The organism is Nonomuraea sp. NPDC059007, assembly GCF_042740555.1.
Lineage (GTDB): Bacteria > Actinomycetota > Actinomycetes > Streptosporangiales > Streptosporangiaceae > Nonomuraea.
The window spans coordinates 1-17,234 of the sequence record NZ_JBHYJD010000048.1 but is presented as its reverse complement, the minus strand read 5'-3'; the positions used below and the strand labels follow the sequence as shown (position 1 = coordinate 17,234).

17 protein-coding genes are annotated in these 17,234 nt (G+C 68.2%); 10 read left to right on the top strand and 7 right to left on the bottom strand.

What is annotated here, in order from left to right; genetic code table 11:
• Positions 1 to 319 precede the first annotated feature (319 nt).
• Positions 320 to 2,314, bottom strand: a complete 1,995-nt coding sequence (locus ACFWY5_RS46470; protein ID WP_379638703.1) for a hypothetical protein — start codon at positions 2,312 to 2,314, stop codon at positions 320 to 322.
• 588 nt (positions 2,315 to 2,902) lie between these two features.
• Between ACFWY5_RS46470 and ACFWY5_RS46465 the strand changes: the two genes are divergently transcribed.
• The 6 genes from ACFWY5_RS46465 (at position 2,903) to ACFWY5_RS46440 (ending at position 7,803) form a co-directional block, all read left to right on the top strand.
• Entirely contained in the window at positions 2,903 to 3,991 is a 1,089-nt protein-coding gene (locus ACFWY5_RS46465) for a hypothetical protein (RefSeq protein WP_379638702.1), read from the top strand.
• 311 nt (positions 3,992 to 4,302) lie between these two features.
• Positions 4,303 to 5,307 carry a DUF932 domain-containing protein gene (locus ACFWY5_RS46460; protein ID WP_379638701.1) on the top strand — a complete coding sequence of 335 codons (1,005 nt, stop codon included), beginning with the start codon at positions 4,303 to 4,305 and terminating at the stop codon, positions 5,305 to 5,307.
• Positions 5,308 to 5,536: 229 nt separating this feature from the next.
• Positions 5,537 to 6,004, top strand: a complete 468-nt coding sequence (locus ACFWY5_RS46455; protein WP_379627971.1) for a hypothetical protein — start codon at positions 5,537 to 5,539, stop codon at positions 6,002 to 6,004.
• A 379-nt stretch (positions 6,005 to 6,383) separates the two neighbouring features.
• Entirely contained in the window at positions 6,384 to 6,752 is a 369-nt protein-coding gene (locus ACFWY5_RS46450; RefSeq protein WP_379627969.1) for a hypothetical protein, read from the top strand.
• A gap of 65 nt (positions 6,753 to 6,817) precedes the next feature.
• Positions 6,818 to 7,372: a hypothetical protein gene (locus ACFWY5_RS46445; RefSeq protein ID WP_379627967.1), complete on the top strand. Its 555-nt coding sequence runs from the start codon at positions 6,818 to 6,820 to the stop codon at positions 7,370 to 7,372.
• Complete coding sequence (locus ACFWY5_RS46440; RefSeq protein WP_379627965.1) at positions 7,369 to 7,803, top strand: hypothetical protein; 435 nt, start codon at positions 7,369 to 7,371, stop codon at positions 7,801 to 7,803. Before ACFWY5_RS46445 ends, ACFWY5_RS46440 begins: the two co-directional genes overlap by 4 nt.
• Here the strand turns inward: ACFWY5_RS46440 and ACFWY5_RS46435 are convergent.
• A complete protein-coding gene (locus tag ACFWY5_RS46435; protein WP_379638700.1) occupies positions 7,736 to 8,470 on the bottom strand; it encodes a hypothetical protein in 735 nt (244 codons plus the stop codon). The two genes, ACFWY5_RS46440 and ACFWY5_RS46435, sit on opposite strands and share 68 nt — an antisense overlap.
• Positions 8,471 to 8,979: 509 nt before the next feature.
• The gene (locus ACFWY5_RS46430) at positions 8,980 to 9,414 is read right to left on the bottom strand and encodes a hypothetical protein (RefSeq protein WP_379627925.1); all 435 of its coding nucleotides are present in this window, start codon (positions 9,412 to 9,414) and stop codon (positions 8,980 to 8,982) included.
• Positions 9,415 to 9,980: 566 nt separating this feature from the next.
• On the opposite strand from ACFWY5_RS46430, the gene ACFWY5_RS46425 reads away from it, so the two are divergent.
• Together ACFWY5_RS46425 and ACFWY5_RS46420 are read left to right on the top strand one after the other, a co-directional pair.
• A complete protein-coding gene (locus ACFWY5_RS46425) occupies positions 9,981 to 10,571 on the top strand; it encodes a hypothetical protein (protein ID WP_379627927.1) in 591 nt (196 codons plus the stop codon).
• Between the two features lie 312 nt (positions 10,572 to 10,883).
• Entirely contained in the window at positions 10,884 to 11,519 is a 636-nt protein-coding gene (locus ACFWY5_RS46420; RefSeq protein WP_379627929.1) for a tyrosine-type recombinase/integrase, read from the top strand.
• A gap of 1,713 nt (positions 11,520 to 13,232) precedes the next feature.
• Here the strand turns inward: ACFWY5_RS46420 and ACFWY5_RS46415 are convergent.
• Positions 13,233 to 13,436, bottom strand: coding sequence for a hypothetical protein (locus ACFWY5_RS46415; RefSeq protein ID WP_379614722.1), 204 nt, complete (start codon positions 13,434 to 13,436; stop codon positions 13,233 to 13,235).
• A gap of 345 nt (positions 13,437 to 13,781) precedes the next feature.
• Positions 13,782 to 14,276 carry an ATP-binding protein gene (locus tag ACFWY5_RS46410; protein ID WP_379614724.1) on the bottom strand — a complete coding sequence of 165 codons (495 nt, stop codon included), beginning with the start codon at positions 14,274 to 14,276 and terminating at the stop codon, positions 13,782 to 13,784.
• A gap of 243 nt (positions 14,277 to 14,519) precedes the next feature.
• Here ACFWY5_RS46410 and ACFWY5_RS46405 point away from each other — a divergent pair, with 243 nt between their 5' ends.
• On the top strand, positions 14,520 to 15,347 hold the full coding sequence (locus ACFWY5_RS46405) for a helix-turn-helix domain-containing protein (RefSeq protein ID WP_379614726.1): 828 nt from the start codon (positions 14,520 to 14,522) through the stop codon (positions 15,345 to 15,347).
• Positions 15,338 to 15,550, top strand: coding sequence for a DUF397 domain-containing protein (locus ACFWY5_RS46400; RefSeq protein WP_379614728.1), 213 nt, complete (start codon positions 15,338 to 15,340; stop codon positions 15,548 to 15,550). Before ACFWY5_RS46405 ends, ACFWY5_RS46400 begins: the two co-directional genes overlap by 10 nt.
• 130 nt (positions 15,551 to 15,680) lie before the next feature.
• On the opposite strand, the gene ACFWY5_RS46395 is transcribed toward ACFWY5_RS46400, so the two are convergent.
• On the bottom strand, positions 15,681 to 16,472 hold the full coding sequence (locus tag ACFWY5_RS46395; protein WP_379614730.1) for a hypothetical protein: 792 nt from the start codon (positions 16,470 to 16,472) through the stop codon (positions 15,681 to 15,683).
• 226 nt (positions 16,473 to 16,698) lie between these two features.
• Positions 16,699 to 16,890 (bottom strand): hypothetical protein, encoded by a 192-nt coding sequence (locus tag ACFWY5_RS46390; protein ID WP_379614732.1) that lies wholly within the window; start codon positions 16,888 to 16,890, stop codon positions 16,699 to 16,701.
• Positions 16,891 to 17,234: the final 344 nt, after the last annotated feature.

The window sequence follows — 17,234 nt, the reverse complement described above, 5'->3', positions numbered from 1 at the left end:
CGCTGCGGGTGGGGGGGGGGGGCGGGGGGGTGGCCCCTAGGGGGTTTTGCTCGTTTTTTTGTGTTAGGGACAAACCCACCGCATCTTCTCCCGATCCGGTCGGGCTCTTGTTCCAGGAGGGTGAGAAAATGGGGGCAGACTTCCGTGCTGGACATGGGGGTAGCGTTCCGGTGCGCGGTTAAGACCGCTACCCCCTGCGGGGGTCGTTTTAGCAGGTCACGCCGTTTTCGGACAGCGCGCTGGACGGCCCGACTCGTCTAAAGACGACTCCTTTTGAATATGTGTGCGCGTGTTCTCATGGCTGGCTGTGTTGCCGGTCTCATGCCCTTGCACCTGTCTGCCCCCTCTGGCCCCTCATTCCTTTCCGCCCGCCCGTCCGGTACGGAGGGGTGTCGCGTTTGGTGTTGCGGGTTGCGCAGGTGGGGGGTTGATCGGTGTCGCGGCCGGTGTCGCGTTTTGTTGTAGCGTTCGGTGTTGCCGCTGAGATCGCGACACCCCCTGGCGTGTCATTTGCGCAGGTCAGGCGGGTTTCGTCTGTTGCGCTGGCCGCCCCGAGTCGCCTATAGGCGACTCCTTGGAATATGTGTGCGCGCGTGTTCGTGTGGATGCCCCGTCTACTGCCTCTCCGCTCTTCTGCCTCTCCGTCTTCCTCCTTCTTTCTCTTCTCACCAGCAGTTGCCGGCCCGCGGCCAGGCCGCGGGTCGGCCCTCGCGGTGACCTCCCGTGAACGGGGAGAAGAACCTCGTCTCGATGAGGTCACACGAGGCCCGTCCCGGCCGGGGCCGCACGTGTCGGGTGGCCCCGGCCCGGCCGCGTGGCCGGTCAGGGGGACGCGTAGGGCCCCGGTGCCGCCCGTGGGACGGTCGCCGGGGCCCGTTTGGTCGCCCGGGGCGGGGCTATGCGGTGGCGGGCGTGTCGGCGCTGTCAGGCGCGCCCTCGCCGTCCGTGCCGTCCGCGTCGTCTGTGCCGTCCGTGGTGTCGGGGGTGGTGGGGGTGGGGGTGGGTGGATGGCGAGGTGTGCGGTGATCAGGTCGGCCACTTCGGTGGGCGGGGTGTCGGCGGGGAGGTCGGTGGTCGGGTAGGTACCGCCGGGTGCGGTGTGGCCGAGGTAGGTCCATCGGATGGTGAGGTGCGGTGCGGCGGGGTCGTCGCGGGTGGGGGTGGGGTTGATCGGGATGATCACCTCGACCAGGTGGCCTTCGGGCGAACGGTAGTCCTGACCGTAGGCGTCATGGTGGCCGGTCGGGGTGTGGTCGGCGTTGTAGCGGTGGCCCTGTGTGTGGCGTTCGTAGCCGTGAGCGCGGAGGGCGCGGGTGTAGGGCAGGGTGCCGGGCATGCAGTACGCGATGTCGTCGATGCTGAGGTGGTAGTCGCCGAGGAGGTCGCTCATGTTGCGGGCGATCGTCTCGAAGTCGGGCTGTCCGGACATGCACGTGTCGCAGGTGCGGGCGTCGTCGCAGGTGTCGCACGGGCTGAGGGTGAACATCTCCTCGTAGCGGCAGATTTCGAGGAGGTGGCCGTCGTCGCCGTGTTCGGGGCGGGCGATGACGGGGTGGGCGTGTTCGTTGTTCCACATGATCGCCCAGCCGGGGCCGTGGGCGGCGAGGGCGCGGGCGTAGGCGGGTGCGACCTTGAGCTGCTCGATGGTGTCGGGGAATCCGGTGTCGTTGAGGTGGCGGTAGAGGTCGGTGGTGTGGGGGGTGAGTCCGGCGGCGGTGGCGATCAGCGCGGCTACGGCGGCGGGCGGGGTCCGGCGCGGCACGGTCGCGGTGTAGACGGGAGCCGGATCGGCCCCGGAGTCGGCCTCGGCCTCGGCCTCGGCAATGGTGATGGTGATCGAGGCCCGGGTGTCGCGGAGGTAGGGCGTGGCGAGGGTGGCGGTGGCCCCGTCGGGCGTCCGATAACGGGTGATGATGTCGCCGGTGGCGGGGTCGAGGTGGCTGAGCTGGTCGCGGTGGATGCCGTAGGGGCGTAGCGCGGCGCTGTAGGGGCCGCTGACAGCCATGAGCGACCTGACGTGCCGCTGGCCTTCGAGGCGTAGGCGGGCGGTCGCGGTGACGTTGTCGGCGATGCTGCCCGGCGGGGGCGGCGCGCCGGGGGCGTCGTTGGCCAGGGTGGCGGCGATCTCTTCCTGGGTGGTGATCTCCAGCAGGGTGCCGTGGTCGGCCATCGCGGCGGGCCCGATCAACACATCCCGTCCGTCCCACATCAGGACGTGGCCGGGGCCGGTGTCGACCAGCCCGCGTAGGTGGGCGGGTTCCACCGTGATGCTGTCGGCGGCGGCGGTGTCGGCGGCGTTGGTGTTCGACGTCATGTAGGTGTGCCCTTTCGTGATGGCCCCGGAATGGCGCGGCGTGTTGATTCCGGTGCGGTGTTCCGGCGGTGTTTCCCGCCTAATTCCATGGACGCTCGACCCGCGTATTGATGTCAACCCGAATGCGTATTCACCTCGAAGATTCTTCACTATGCTATTCGGGCAATTGGGTATCGTCCGCCGTCGTCTTCTCATGGGGTGAAGAGTCGGGCCGGCCCGGGATGTCAAGTCGAAGCCGTTGCCTTCTTGCGAGATGTTTTCGCAGGTCGGAGGTTGTCTTGTTAGGTTAGCCTCTCCAGCCGTTGGGGTGACATTATTTGTGGCCGGGTCGGCTTGCCAGCCGGGTTAGTGGCGAGGGATGGTCGTGACGCAAACGAAAAACACCGGCCCGGACGGGGCCGGGAATTCGATCGGAAAGGGCGTCACGCAATGGCTATTCACACCCCGGAAATGACCGCTACCGAACCCGTGTCCGCAGATGCGGAAATCGCCGTTACCGGCCCGGCTGACGCCGCGCCCCTGACGGCCCCTGACAGCCCCGACGCCGCAGCCCCGGTCACTGACCCGGCGACGGATGGGGACGGGCGTGTGGTGGCGGTGTGGGCGGCGCTGAACGCCGAACCCGGCGGGTCGGCCACGATGATCGGGGCGGCGGCCGACCTGAACCGCGCGGTCGCGGGGAAGATCCTGAACCAGCTCGAAGCCGACGGGCACGCCCGGCGTGAGCCGGGTGTGAACGACGGCGGGCGCGGGCGGGCGGCTGACCGGTGGTACCCGATCACCACGGACCCCGCCGACTCCCCGGCGGACACTGCCGCGCCGACCGAGCCGACCGACATCGCCGACGTGCCCGCACCGGCCCCCGAAACACCGGACCCCGCACCCGACGCGGACGCCACGGACGCCACGGACGCTGACGGGGTGCCTGCTTCGGAGAGGGAGGTTCCCCCATCCGCCGCCGATTCGGCCGACCCCGCCCCGGCGGACGAGCCGACCGATGACGAGACGGACCCGACCGAGGAGACGTCCGGTCAGGGGCCGGGCGAGGTGGACGGTGACCTCGACGCGATTCCCGACGCCGACGCCGACGCCGACGCCGACGAGCCGGAGTCTGAGCCGGTGGCGGATGACCCGGCGTGGGCGCGGGCCCGTGCCGACCTGTCGGAACTGGCGGACCTGTTCAACGGGGTGCTCACGGCGAAGGACGAGGGGAACACCGTGATGGCGTTGGGGTGCCTGGAAATGGCGATGACGAAGGTCGCCACCGCGCACCGCACCGTTCGGGCGGCGCTGACCGGCACCGCCACCCCGGCGCGCGCCGTACCGGGGGGCGGAGGTGGTGCGGGCATCGGCGGCAGCACGCGGCCGGGCGGGTTGCGGGACCTGGTTCACGCGCACCTGATCGAGTTCCCCGGCAAGGAGTTCAGCCCGCATGACATGGCCAAGGCGTTGGGCGGCCGTTCGTCCGGCGCGGTGGCCAACGCCCTGGACCGGCTGGTTCAGCTCGGCGACGCGGTGCTGACCACGGAACGGCCCCGCCGCTTCGCCCTCGCCCCCACCGCCACCCCGGCCCCCACCGCCCCGGTCAATGCCCCCGCCGCAACCCTGGCCAGCCTCGCCCCGGTCAACGCGGCCGACACCGGGGACGGTGCGGCAACCGACATCAACGGCGACTGACCGGGCCTGAGCGGGCGGGCCGCCCTGACCGGCCCGCCCACCCCGGCCCGGGTAGCGGGCGGGACACCCCTACAGCCCCGCCCGCACCCCCGTAGCCCGGACACATCGCCCCGCCCGCCCCGCAAAGCGAACCAACCCGGCCACGCGCCGGAAGGGCACCCGTAGCCCGCGCTGATCACCGGTCCACCGGCCACCGGCCCGCACCGGGCCGGGGGTCCGATCCACCCGCCACACCGCTCGCGGCATCGCGTCTGTTCCGCATGCCCGCACACCACAACGCCGCACATCGGCACCTCAGAAGGGAACACATCATGGCTCACGAAATCGAGATCTTCGCCAACGGTTTGGCCGGGTTCGCCGCCGCCGGGAAGCCCGGCTGGCACGGGCTCGGCTACACCGCGCCCGGCCCGATGACCGCCGAGGAGCTCCTGTCGCGATCGCAGTTGGCTGGGTGGAACGTGCGCAAGGTGCCGGTCGGCCCGGTGACCGACCCGGTCACCGGCCAGCCGGTCGTCACGGACGAGGACTTCCTGACGGTGCGCACCAACCCGGTCACCCGCAAGCCCGAACGTCTCGGCCGGGTCGGACGCGAGTACCAGCCTCTGCAAAACGAAGAGGTCTGTGACTTCCTCCAGACGTTGGTGGATGAGTCGGGGGCAGTCTTCGACACCGGCGGCTCACTGAACAACGGGCGGCGGGTGTTCATCACCATGCGGCTGCCCGAGCCGCTCATGGTCGGCGGGTTCGACCAGATCGACCTCTACCTGGCCGCGTTCAACCGGCACGACGGGTGGGGTTCGTTCGTCACCGTCGCCACCCCGGTCCGGGTCGTCTGCGCGAACACCGAACGCGCCGCGCTGGCCAACCACACCTCCCGCTACACCGTCCGCCATACCGGCAACCTCGCCGGGCGCATCGCCGAAGCCCGCGAGGCGCTCAAACTCACCTGGAAGCACGGTCAGGCGTTCGCCGCCGAAGCCGAGAAACTCCTCGTCATCCCGATGAACCGCAACGAATTCCGCCAGTTCGCCACCCGCCTGCACCCGCTACCGGCGGACGCGAAAGACCTGACCAAGCGCAACCACGACCTGACCATGCGGGAGCTGGAGTACCTGTTCAACGAGGCCCCCACCCAGGAGCCGATCCGCAACACGCGGTGGGCGGCCTACAACGCGGTGACCGAGCGGCTGGACCACAAGTCCCCGGTGTTCGGCAGCCGCGATGTCGCCACCGTCCGCGCCGAGCGCGCCCTGCTCGACGACCACGACAACGCCAAACTCAAAGCCCGCGCCTTCCGGATGCTCGCCACCGCCTAACACGCCCCGGCGTCCGGTACGGCCCCAACGCGTGGGCCGTACCGGAACGCCGCCGGACGGCACAGCATCACACGGGCGGACGGCCCGCCACACGCCCCGGCGCGGCCTGACCGGACCCGGCACCTACCCCCGGACACCCACCCCCGGATACCGCACCAACGCCCCGGCCCTCGTACCGGACACCCACGCACCACGCCCTAGCAACCCGACAGTGAAGGAGATCATCATCATGGGTCGACTCGAAGAGCGCGCCAGCCAGCACGCCCACGACGCCCGCCACGCGCTGGGCGAAGCCCTCGACCGTGTCTGCTCCCTCGATGACGAGGGGAACCTGGACGACGGCACCCTGGCCCGCATCGCCCACACCTACCACCGGATGAGCTGGTGGCACCAGGTCACCGACCTCACCCACGGCATCGAGAACACCGTGGACGGCGGGACCGCGATTCTGACCGTGCGGCAACACGCCCGCGAGTTCCTGATCAGCGCCCGCACCCCGCACGGCGGACTGTTCGCCCAGGCCATGGCCGAATCCCGCCGCAACGCCGCCCAAGGCTTCCTCGCCGCAACCCAGAGAATCGCCGACGCCCTCACCCCACCACCCGCACCAGCCGCACCGGCCACCCACCCGGATGACACCTACGGCGGACACGCCGGACCCCTGCCCGACCCGTGGAACAAGCCCCCCGTCTTCTAACCCAGCCGGGATACGGCCATGACCTCACATCCCGTCCGCCCGGCAGCGCGGGGACCGCCCCGCGCCGCCGCCCCGGACAGCCCCACCCAGAAACCCCTCACCTCTCGCTCGTCCATGTCACCAACCGTCCATGTCACCGACGAAAGGAACACTTCCATGAACGGACCTCTACGAGCCCGGCCCTCTTCCCCCGTACGGCGCGCTCGGCCGCGCCGCACCCGGCTCGACCCTCACCAACGGCGAACCGGCCGAGGAGGCAGGGTGCTCAGTCGATGAGCTCACCGCCGAGAAGATCACCGAAGCCCGGCACGCCTACTACACAGCGGCGGCCGAGGCCGTCGCCGCCCTGCAGAACGGGGAGTTTCTCTCCGCCGAGCAGGTGTTCGCCGCCGCCTACGCCCAGACCACCCGCGCCTGGTGGGACGTGGTCGACGGACAGATCACCCTCAAGCGGCTGGCATGCGACCACGCGTTGCGGCGCGTGCGTACCATGGCCCGCCACTTCCTGACCAACGAAGCCCCCGCCCGACGGCCGGGAACCCTCTTCGATCACGCCCTCGCCCACGCTGCCCGCATGGCCGCCCGCGACTTCCTCACCGACACCGGCGAACTCCTCACCCAGCACCTGGCCACCGAGCCCGGCGACGGAGCCGACCATCTGGGGCCGGGCGGGCCGGTTGGCCACCCCGTCCCCGGCCACCCGGCCACGTCCCCGGCGCAACCCTCGACAACGGCGCACACGCCGTGAACCCCCAACCGACCCCGTCAGCGTCGCCCGGCGCTGACGTCACCACCCCACGAAAGGACAACCCGATGAGCGACCACCCGCAGCACCCCGACACCCCGAAACCCCGAAACGAAGCCGCCGCCACCCCCACCCCCGCCGCCGCGCCCGCGCCGGGCGAGACGCTGTCGATGGAGGCCATCATCGAGCAGGCCCGCATCACGAGGCGGCGCAGCAGCGACGACATCGCCCGCAGGCTCGGCCGGGGGGAGCACCTTTCCGCCGAGCAGCTCTACGACACCCTGCGCGCCCAGACCCTCGCCACCTGGTGGCTGCTGGTCGACCGGCACATCCGCCACGCGGGACGCAGCCAGGGCCTGACCCAGAAGCAGACACTGGCCAAATTCGCGTCCTGGATCAGCTCCTACCTCGACCACGACGACCCCACACCGGATGTCGCCATGGTCGTCGGCGTCCTCGGACCGGAGGTCGAGCACGAATTCGCCCTCATTCACCTCAACCGGGCCATGGCCCTGATCCGGCGAGACGCGGCCCGGACCTTCATCGCTCAAGCCGAGGCACTCGCGCCGGCCTCCGCGGAGCAGATTCCGGCCAACCCGACCGAGCAGGAGATGACCGCATGACCAACCACAACACCAACAACACCCACGCACCCGACGCCCCGGCGACGTCCCCGGACACGCCCGCGCCGAGCCCGGACCGCCGCCCGCACGTGGAGTTCTTCCAGATGCTGGCCTGGCGATGGAACGTCACCGCCGCCAAGAAGCTCGCCCGAGGCCGGGAAGCAGAAGGCCGGATCAACCCCCGCGAGTGGTCGGGCATGCTCCACCTGATCGCCCTCGACACCGACCACGCCGCGCGCGTGGACATGTCCGAACCGCTGATCGTGATCACCGTCCCCGACAGCGGAATGCTGATCATCGACGGCTGGCACCGCCTCTACAGGGCGCTCGACACCGGCGTGCCCGAACTGGCGGCGGTGATCCTCACGGCCGAGGAAGAACTCGCCTGCCGGATGCACGGCGGGGAGAAGGGTCAGGGCCACCTGAGCTAGCGCCTGAGCCGGTGGCATAGGGGGTATGCCCCGCCCAGCACAGTATCAGTGTGCTGGCCGGGGCATACCTCCTGCACCACCGGCTCAGACGGGCCTGCTCGCGTTCGGCCTCTGAGCTCGAGCTTTCCATCTTGTATCGAGTTGCGCGATCCTCTCCATGACTGCCTCGATGGTGGGGTTCTGCAGGAGATACGGATTTGGGGCAGACCTGCACCCCGAATGCGTTCACGTACGGCCTGGGCTGCTGCACGGGCACCGACGTGGGCGACACCTGCCTCGTGGGAGAAACTTCGGACCGTTGCGGCTGGAGGGAGTGGCCGATGAGGCGGAGTGTGGACTCGATGGGGATCATGTAGTCGCGCAGGCTGGCCTCGTCATCGATGGACAAGGTGGCGTCTTGGGGCCGGTTGCGGTTGTGCAGGTCGACCGTCTCGGCGCTGTCGAGGCAGTAGTAAATCTCCCCTTCCAACCGCCCGGCCTCGGTGCTGTTCAGCTTCTCGTCGTCGTTGGATTCATAGCGGATGACCAGCACCCGGTACCAGTGGTCACGGTTCTTGAACTGCTGTTGGACGCGGTTTCGGAGGCCGGGGTTGGTGGCTTTGCCGACGTAGGCGCCCCACCGGCCCTCGCTGTCGGGGCGGTCGAGCAGGATGTAGGCGCCGGGCACGTTCCAGCTTGGTCGAGGCTCTTGACCTGGTGGCGGTAGAGCAGGAGCGTGCCGGCGACCTTGTGCTTGGCCCGGATCTTGATCAGCTCATCGGGGTACTCGGAGAGGGTGACGACGAGCGGGAACACGACGAGCCGTACAGCGGACACGGGGGGCTCCTCCACGTGGATCTGCTGGAGATGTCCCGGCCAGTATCGGCTACATCGCTCTGCGTGACCACAAGTTTCCAGCAGTAGCAAGTCGCTCACCTGCGGATTTACGACGATGCACCCCCGGATCTGCGACGATGAACCTGCGGATTTTGGAACCGATGCAATGCCGGACCCCGTGGCGTCACCTGACGCCGTCACGGCGTCGGGCGGGTAGGCATCATGGGCCGGGCGGCTGTGGGCGGGCCCGTCAGGGCCGTACGGCGGCCGGTACGGCGTTCCGCGCCCTACCCCCCCCGGGCCCCGGGCCGTCCTGCCGCCACAAGACCCGTGGGCGTTCAATGGCCGCTGGTCAGGCGTTCAGAGGTCCTGGCCGGGGTCTTTCGGCTGGCCGGGGAAGGTGGGCTGGCTGGTGTGGCACATGTGGGCTTCGTTCTGGGCGCTGGTGAGGAGGGCGGCGGTGGCCTCGGCCGCGCGGCGGGCGGCTAGCATCTGGATCTCCTCGGGGGCGTCGCGCTCGTCCATCACCAGCAGGGTCCCGTCCTCGCTGACGTGGGTGCGGACCTTCCAGCCGAGCTGGTGACCAGCGGCACGGGCGGCTTTGCGGACCTCGGCCAGTTCGCCCAGCTCCGCGACCGCGTCAGAGGCGAGCTGGAGCTGGCCGTAGAAGCCGCCGTAGTCCGGCTTCAGGTTGGCGGCCATCATCGCCTTCACGAGATCCAGCTTGGCCAAGCGACGTTCGGCCAGCTCATCCCTGCGGTTCGGCAACTCGCCCATCTCCGTGGCCTCACGCACTGCAGGGGCTCGGTCTCAGCGTATGCCGCCCCCGCCAGGCGCTGCCCGGAACTTGCCCGAAAACGCTGTGGCCTGCGAAAACAGTTCGGGTTCGGGCAGGTGCTGACGGCTGGGCGGCGATGGAGCGAGGCGCTGGACCGGGTGTGGCCCGAGCATCGGGTCACTGATCCCTGTCACTTATCCGAATACCTCGCTGCGCATCGGTGGCAGGTACGCCGTACCGGTGCGCGGGCTGCGGGTGCTCCTCGACCAGCCAGAAGAACAGGGCGGCGATGACCGTCAGACACGAGAGAAGGGATGACCACGATGGCCAGCAACCCAAGCACGACGAAGGCGGCGGGCAGGGAGCGGCCCGTCGCCAAGGGCACCACCCACAAGATCTGCGCCTGCATCGATCCCGACACCGGCAAGAACATCGGCAAGACCTGCCCGAAGCTGCGCACCACGCACGCCAACGGCGGAAACGGTGGAGTTCGACGCACGGCACCTGGGCCTACCAGCTCGAACTCCCCGCCCCCGCTGACGGTAAGCGCCGCACCCCGCTGCGGCGGCGCGGCTTCCTCACCTTGGAGGATGCTGAAGCGGAGCTGGATCACGCCCGCGGCCTGCTCGCCCTGGACCCCGACCCGGCCGTCCGCAGGCAGATCACCGCGCTGATGCTGTCGGTGACCAAAGCCACCCAGCAGCTTCCCGACACCGAGGAGGTACGGCGTAACGTCCGCACGCACCAGGACCTGAACCGGCATGTCACCGTCGGCGAGTGGCTGGAGGAGTTCCTCAAGCGCAAGCGCGCCATCGAGCCGACCACCCGGCGCTCGTATGAGTCGCACATCCGGCTCTACCTCAAGCCGTACCTGGGGGAGATCCGGCTGGACCGGCTCCGCGTGTCGGACGTCGCGGGCATGTTCGACGCGATCGAGGAGTTCAACGACATCATCGTCACCGAACGCGCCAGCGGCGACCCCGCCCGCGTGCGGGCGGTGCGCTACCGGCGTCCGGTCGGCCCCACCACCATGCACCGCATCCGCGCCACCCTGCGCCACGCGCTGAACATCGCCATCAAGCAGGACAGGTTGCTGGCCTTCAACCCCGCCGCCGTCGTCGAACTCGCTACCGCCTCCCGTCGGCGCAGGCCGTTGATCGCATACAGCCGGTAGAGGGCGAACAGGCGATCTCTTCGGGCGTAGGTGAGGAATCGCTGGGTCTGCTACGGGGTCCACACCATCACCGGCGAGGGACGCGGCGCACCAGTGTAGGCGACTACGGGGTCGACTCGCCTGCCCTCGCGTGCCCGCTTGAGCAGGTCCAGATGTTCCGCGTGGTCGAGGCGCCACTGGGCGACCCGCTCCTCGGTCCAGACCAGCGGCTTGGAACGCCGCGAAGGCCGCGTTCGGACAGGCCGTCAAGCAAAGATCGCGTCATGCCGGTCCGTGCCCGTTCGTCGAGGCCCCTCCTTGAGGGTCTCTTTCGTGATTTGGGAGGGCTCGATATCCGCAAACTGGATCGGGATTCACTGGCAGATCACCCAGCTCGGCTGGAACCCCATCCAGGGCACCCCGAAAACCGATGCCAGCGACCGCGAGATCGCCGTCGACGCCGAGTCGATGACCTGGCTGAAGCAGCATGAACGGCGGCAGGCGCGGGAGCGGCTGGCCGCGGGGCCGGACTGGGTGGAGTCCGGGTTCGTCTTCACCGACGAGATCGGTCGGCCTCTGCATCCGCAGTATGTGACGGATCGCTTCTACGCGATCTGCTACCAGGCCGGACTGCCACCGATCCGCCTCCATGACCTGCGCCACCTGGCAGCCACAGCGATGCTCGCGGCAGGAGCGGATGCCGTCCTAGTACAGAAAGCGCTCGGGCACCGCACGGCATCGTTCACCCGCGACACCTACATCAGTGTCTACCCCGAAGCGGCTGCCGCAGGAGCCGAGGCCACCGCCGCGTTGCTGACCGGAACCCCCCGCACCCACACCCCGGCCACTACCGCCCTCTCGGCGCACCACCCGCTCTGGACGGAGTGCACAGGACGCGGCGGTCGGAGGCGAGGGCACGAGTGGGACGGTGATCCACCTGCCCACCAGCTAAGAATCGCGATCAGGTAGCAGAAGGGGGAGGTAGGTCAGCCGCACGCTGACCTACCTCCCTCTTTCCCTTGTCTCCTTCCCCCGCAGCGGGAGCGGAGAGGGTTCGGGACGGGATGAGCGGCCCATGGGGGGGAGGGTGACTCCCCGCTTTGCGCTACGTCCCGAAGGCCCCGGGAGGGTCCGGCAGCAGGGCACGAGGGAGGTAGCGCCACCGCTGCCGGACGTTTTCATAGAGTCCCGGGGTGGCGGCTCCAGCGTTCGTGTGCGGGCCCCGGATCCCACACTCGTGTGACGCTGCTGGAGCCGCCCGCCCACGGCCTGGTGAGTCAGCGGCTGCACCAAGGCCATCAGCGTTGGCCGACCGGGCTTCCAGGACGGTCAGCCAAGGGGGTGGCTGCTCTCTCCGCACAGCGGAGGCCCGAGCAGCCACCTCCCCTCCCCCTTGGCGGGCACGGTCGCCTGCGCGCAACCCGCCCGCCAGAGGGGTCCGGGCCCGGTAGCGGCACCCGCGATGACTGGGAGCGTGCCGCTACCGGACGTTCATGAAGTTCTCAAAGGGCGGGCGGCCCCCTTTCACGCCTCGCGGCCTGTGCAGCCGCGCTCCGCACCAGCGCAAAGAGGGCCGCCCACCGGTTGACCGGGCGGAAGGGGAACCACCCGGCCTTTCCCGGGGAGTGGCTGACCGGACCTCCTCGGGTATCCGGCCAGCCGCCCCAAGGGGTGACCGCGCCCGCGGTTGCATGAGGCACTCGCGGTCACCCGATTCTCGGGAGTGCGGCGGGTGGGCCTGCGCGTCCGCCCGGCCGCATCGCTCCCGAGAAGCCTTGAAATCTCGCTTGTCTCCTCCTGGGGAAGGGGGGCGGTCCCTCCCATCGCGGCGTCGGCGTGCGCGATGGTTCCCTCCCAGGTGAGGGACCGCCCCAGGCGACGATCGACGCGAGCGGGGGACCCACGCGACACGCCACCCAGGCGGTGACTTGACCGGCAAGGACATCCGGCCAGCCACCACCGGTGACCACGCGCTGCACACCACGCGGCCACCTCGGACTCGAACAGGACACCGGCCACGGTCGCCCACCACCCGGCACCCATCCGAGAAGCACTGACAGGGTGGCCCTCACCCGCCCCGGCCCCCGGCCGGGATGCCACCGCCAGACACCCCGACCGGAAGGGAGCGGGTGAGGACGCTGCCATCCACGGCCCCGCCGAACGGGCGGCAATCGTGGTGACAGGGCTGATGGCCGCCGATCCCCGGCCGCTGACAGCCACGACAGGGCCGCGACACGGGCCGCCAACGGGCGGACAGCATCCGTGCCCGGTCGGCGTGGTCGCGTGCCGGTCAGACGGTGTGCGGGGACGCTACGGCCAGCACCCGGCCGACACATTCGGCCGCCCGGTCCGGGTGGGTGACCTCGACGATCGGCGCTGCCCACGACCACCAGAACATCCACTCACCCTCCCGCGGCAAGGCCGAAACAACCTCGGCCAGCGTGGTGGCCCCGGGTTGATCACCCGCAAGCGCGGCAGCCGCCCCGCATCGGTCAGCACCCGCGCGAGTAAGCCCCGCGCCTGCAGCACCCGCTGCAGGTCAGTCAGGTAGAGGGCGGCCTGCTCGGCTATCGCCGAGGGGACGGGATCAGACATGGTCGACTCCGGGGGATAGTCAGGGGAAGAGGAAGAGGAGGGGGTTTAGGTAGCCGCGTACAGCTGCTGTAGCGGGGAGGGCGATCTTCAGGCGGACGGCTGGTTCTGCTTGCGACGCCGCCACACCACGTAACCAGCCCACACCACCACCCCGACCACCCCGACCACGATCAGGCCAAGCACCGCCAGCGCCACCGGCCGGACCACCCCGGCCGGAGCCACCACGGAGAAGACCGCGAACGCAGCGGTGAACACCACCAGCAGCCCATTGATCAGATGACGACGCAACACGACGAACTCCAGTTCACAAAACGAACGAGGGAAGGCACGGAGCCGGATGGGGTGTGATTCAGGGGGCCGAACAGCGAACGGCCGTTGAGCGCCTTACGCCGCAACCGCCACCGGCGCCCGAGCACGACCCCTGCGAACAGGCCCGGCCCGCCTGCGAGCACCGCCACCTTCACCGGCATCGGGACGCTCCCGGGCGCGGCGGTGATCCAGCGACGAACGCGGCCGTGACCAGCACCGGGACGAGCATGAGCAGATGATGGCGGCGCACAATGCTTCTCCGATTCCGGGCAGGCCAAACACAGGCGTAAACGAGCTGTATGAAGAAGGAAGAGGGAGCAGACGAGGTCAGCCGGCGACCGGAGCGCAGTACAACTGCCCTAACTGCGCCTCGGTCGGATAGCGGTCCAGGTGACACCACACGTGCCGGTACCCGGTGCCGGGCATCCGGTAGGTGCCCCACCGGCCACGTGACAGGTTCGCCACGATCGCCAGCCCCCGACCGTGCTCGGAGTGCAGGTTCGGCACCTGCAACGGGATGCAGGCGGGGGTTGAGCAGTGCGACCCCGGATCGGTCACCCCCACCCTGATAAGGACCGCGTTCTGCGACAGCCTGACCGCGATGTGACCAGAACCGTCACCGATACCGGAGGCATCGGCGTACTTGACGGCGTTGGTGACCAGCTCGGAGGTCACCAACACGACAATCTCGGTTGCGGCATGAGCGCCGCCCAGCCACGTGGTGATCGCCTGCCGGGCCAGATGTGGCGCCCGCGCGTCACACGCCAGCTGGATGATGCCGAGTTCCTCGAGCTTTGTCGGTGGGGGTACGTGGTATATCACCGGATTCGCCTCGCTATTTTCTGATCACCAGTCGCTTCCAATATGCGAAGAATGCGAGCAACATCTACCTACCTGCGTTCTATTCGTGTGCCTGGCTGTGTGGTTCAACCCGGCCTGAAGAGACCATCTCAGAAAACCCCTGCATGCGGGGCCAAAGGCAAAGCACTTCCCGGGCACTTACCAGGTGTGCTACAACACATGCCCGTGCTTTGAGGTGTGTTATCAGAGAGGAGGCGTTTCACCATGGAAAACGCCGAGCCGGAGCCTGCACTAAAAACCCCGAGCGTGAAGTTCGGCACCCATCTTCGTGAATACCGCATCATGGCAGGGAGGCGACAAAAGCAGCTCGCTGTCATGCTCGGCTGGTCAGTCTCGAAGATCAGCATGATCGAGCGCGGAGAACGCCGGGCCGACGAGGACTTCGCCCGCGCCGCCGACACCGCGCTGGGAGCAGGTGGTGGCCTCCTGACACGTTGGCGTGAGACCGTCGGGCAAGCCGGTCGATTCTCTATCTGGCTCGCGCAACTGGTCGAGATCGAGCAGCGGGCGGACATGCTCCGTGCTTGGGAGCCGTTGATCGTCCCTGGCATGCTCCAGACCGAGCAGTACGCCCGCGCCATCTTCCGGGGCAGGCCGGAGATCACCCCCGACGTCGTCGAGCAAAGCGTGGCAGCACGGCTAGATCGCCAGCGCATCCTGGAACGGGAGAAGGGACCTAAGCTATGGGTAGTGCTGGACGAAGGAGTCCTCACCCGGCCTATCGGGAGCGAGGAGATCATGGCGGAGCAACTCGCGCATCTCGCCGGTATGGACGATCATCCGCGGGTTCACCTTCGCATCCTCCCTCATAACGCGTGGCTGACGACCGGGCTGCAAGGTGCCTTCATGCTGGCCGGTGGACCGGCAATGCCAGACACGGCCTACCTCGAGTCCATCACGCTGAGCCAGATCACAGCTGACCCGAGCAGGGTTCTGGACATCAAGTCGAGGTATGAGATGTTGCACGGTGAGGCCCTTCCTCGAAGGGCTTCACTCCAATTGATCGAGGAGAAAGCCCAGCGATGGAAGTGACCAACGAGGAACTGGACCGCGCCATCTGGCGCAAGGCAACCCGCTCTGGCGACAACGGCAACTGCCTGGAAGTGGCGCCCCTGTCCGGAGGCAGGGTCGGTATCCGTGACACCGAAGCCCCTGACCAGGCCCCCTACGTCGTTTCAGCATCGGTATGGGCGGCGTTCATCGACGGCGCCAAAAGAGGCGAGTTCGACTTCTGACACTCCGACCGGCAACCGGCGCAGGCGCCTGGGCAGGCCCTAGCACCCCTGCACCTGCCCGAGGGCCAGGTCGGATTGTCTTCAGCTTGGCCGGCTGACGGTGGCCATGGAAAGCTCTTCATGGCCACCGTCAACCAGGTACTTCGTCCCAGACCCAGTTGCGCCTCCTTGCGTCACGCTCTATCCGGGCACGATCAAAGATCGCGGCGAAATTCTCAACACGACCGTTGTAACTGGCCTCTGCTTGGCTGATAAGCATCTCAATGAGAGGCTGGATCTCATGCCAATGGCGGGGCAGGCTGATGCCGGAGAACCAGGCGTGCAGCGCAGTCACTGAGGAATCGCTCCCTAGTCTTTTCATCCAGCGCTGCATCGCCCGGTAGGGCGGAGCTCCGGCAGATGTCTTGAGAGCCAGCAGCTCACGTGACCACACGGCCAAGGCCGGGCGATTTGCGAATCGGTCATGGATTTGACTCGTACCAGCCCTTGCCTCGGCTGGACTAACCGGTGTCTCGGCTGCTGCATCTTCGTCGCTGGTGTAGTCGGTGCCAAAGTTGATCGAACCAGCGTGATGCGACCTGCCTATCCTGTCTTGGTCCATGATGAGTGGATCCCGCGGTGCGGCACGCCGCCGCCGAATCTGGTCTTCGTAAGCCGCGGCGTATCCGGCGTTGACGGCTTCCGTTTCCTCTTCAGTGCAGGAGAGAGCACGCAGAAGCCGATCAAGCAGATCACGGCTGGGGAGCTTCGGCCCGAGCACGTATCGGTGGATCACTGCCCTGCTGCGGTGAACCGTCAAGCCCAGCTCTCTTAGCGAGGGGTCGTCATGCCGACGGATCGTGCGCTGGAGTAGGTCGAAGAAGTCGTACTGGGGACCGTAGGGGGCCTTCGGCTCGCCGAGAGGCTTTTTCGGCATCGTCACCTCACCCGATTGATTTCACCCTGTTGTCACCTTATTTGCTCGATGTTCAGAACGCGCTCCCACCAGGGCATTCGCTAGCTTAAGAATGAAGTCAGTGTCCCGAACAGCTCGGACGCCTGTTCGGACAGCTGCCACGGCTCGCGACCTCCAGCAGCAGACCCAGACAGATGTCAACCGAAAGTGAGCACACCACATGCGCTTCATCCAGACCGTCATCCAGCGTGTCTTACGGCTGGTCGCGACTCGGCGGTGTCGCATCATTGCGGCCCTGGCGACCGCCATAGTCGTTGGCCTTCTGTTTCCGAACCAGCGCGTCGCGTCGGCAGCGGCAATTATCGCGGCCGTCGCAGTCGTAATCGAGCTGCTCTTCCCTGAGAAAGGCCATGTTCAGGACTCGGCGTTGTTCGAGTCGCGACACAGGCGGCATCGTTCAGCAGACTCACCCTCACGGCCGCTGGTGGAGGACCAAGATCCGGCCGTTGGACAGGGCGATGCCGACGGTGAGAACCGTACTGCGTGCGATCAGTTCACACCAAGTGGATCAGAACCGTTAACTGGACACACCCGACCGCCCGCCGCCTCCTCCGGCTTGGTGCTCTGCTGGGCTTCCCATGGGGTATGCCGTGATCGTCAGGGGCCGGGGGGCCGGGCATATGCCGGACCGGTGTGTCAAGTTCCGGTACCCGCGCGACGGTGGAGTTCCGGTAGCTGTGCGACAGGCAGAGATGAGGAGTGCCAAGACGTTTCCCTGGCTCCCCGCTA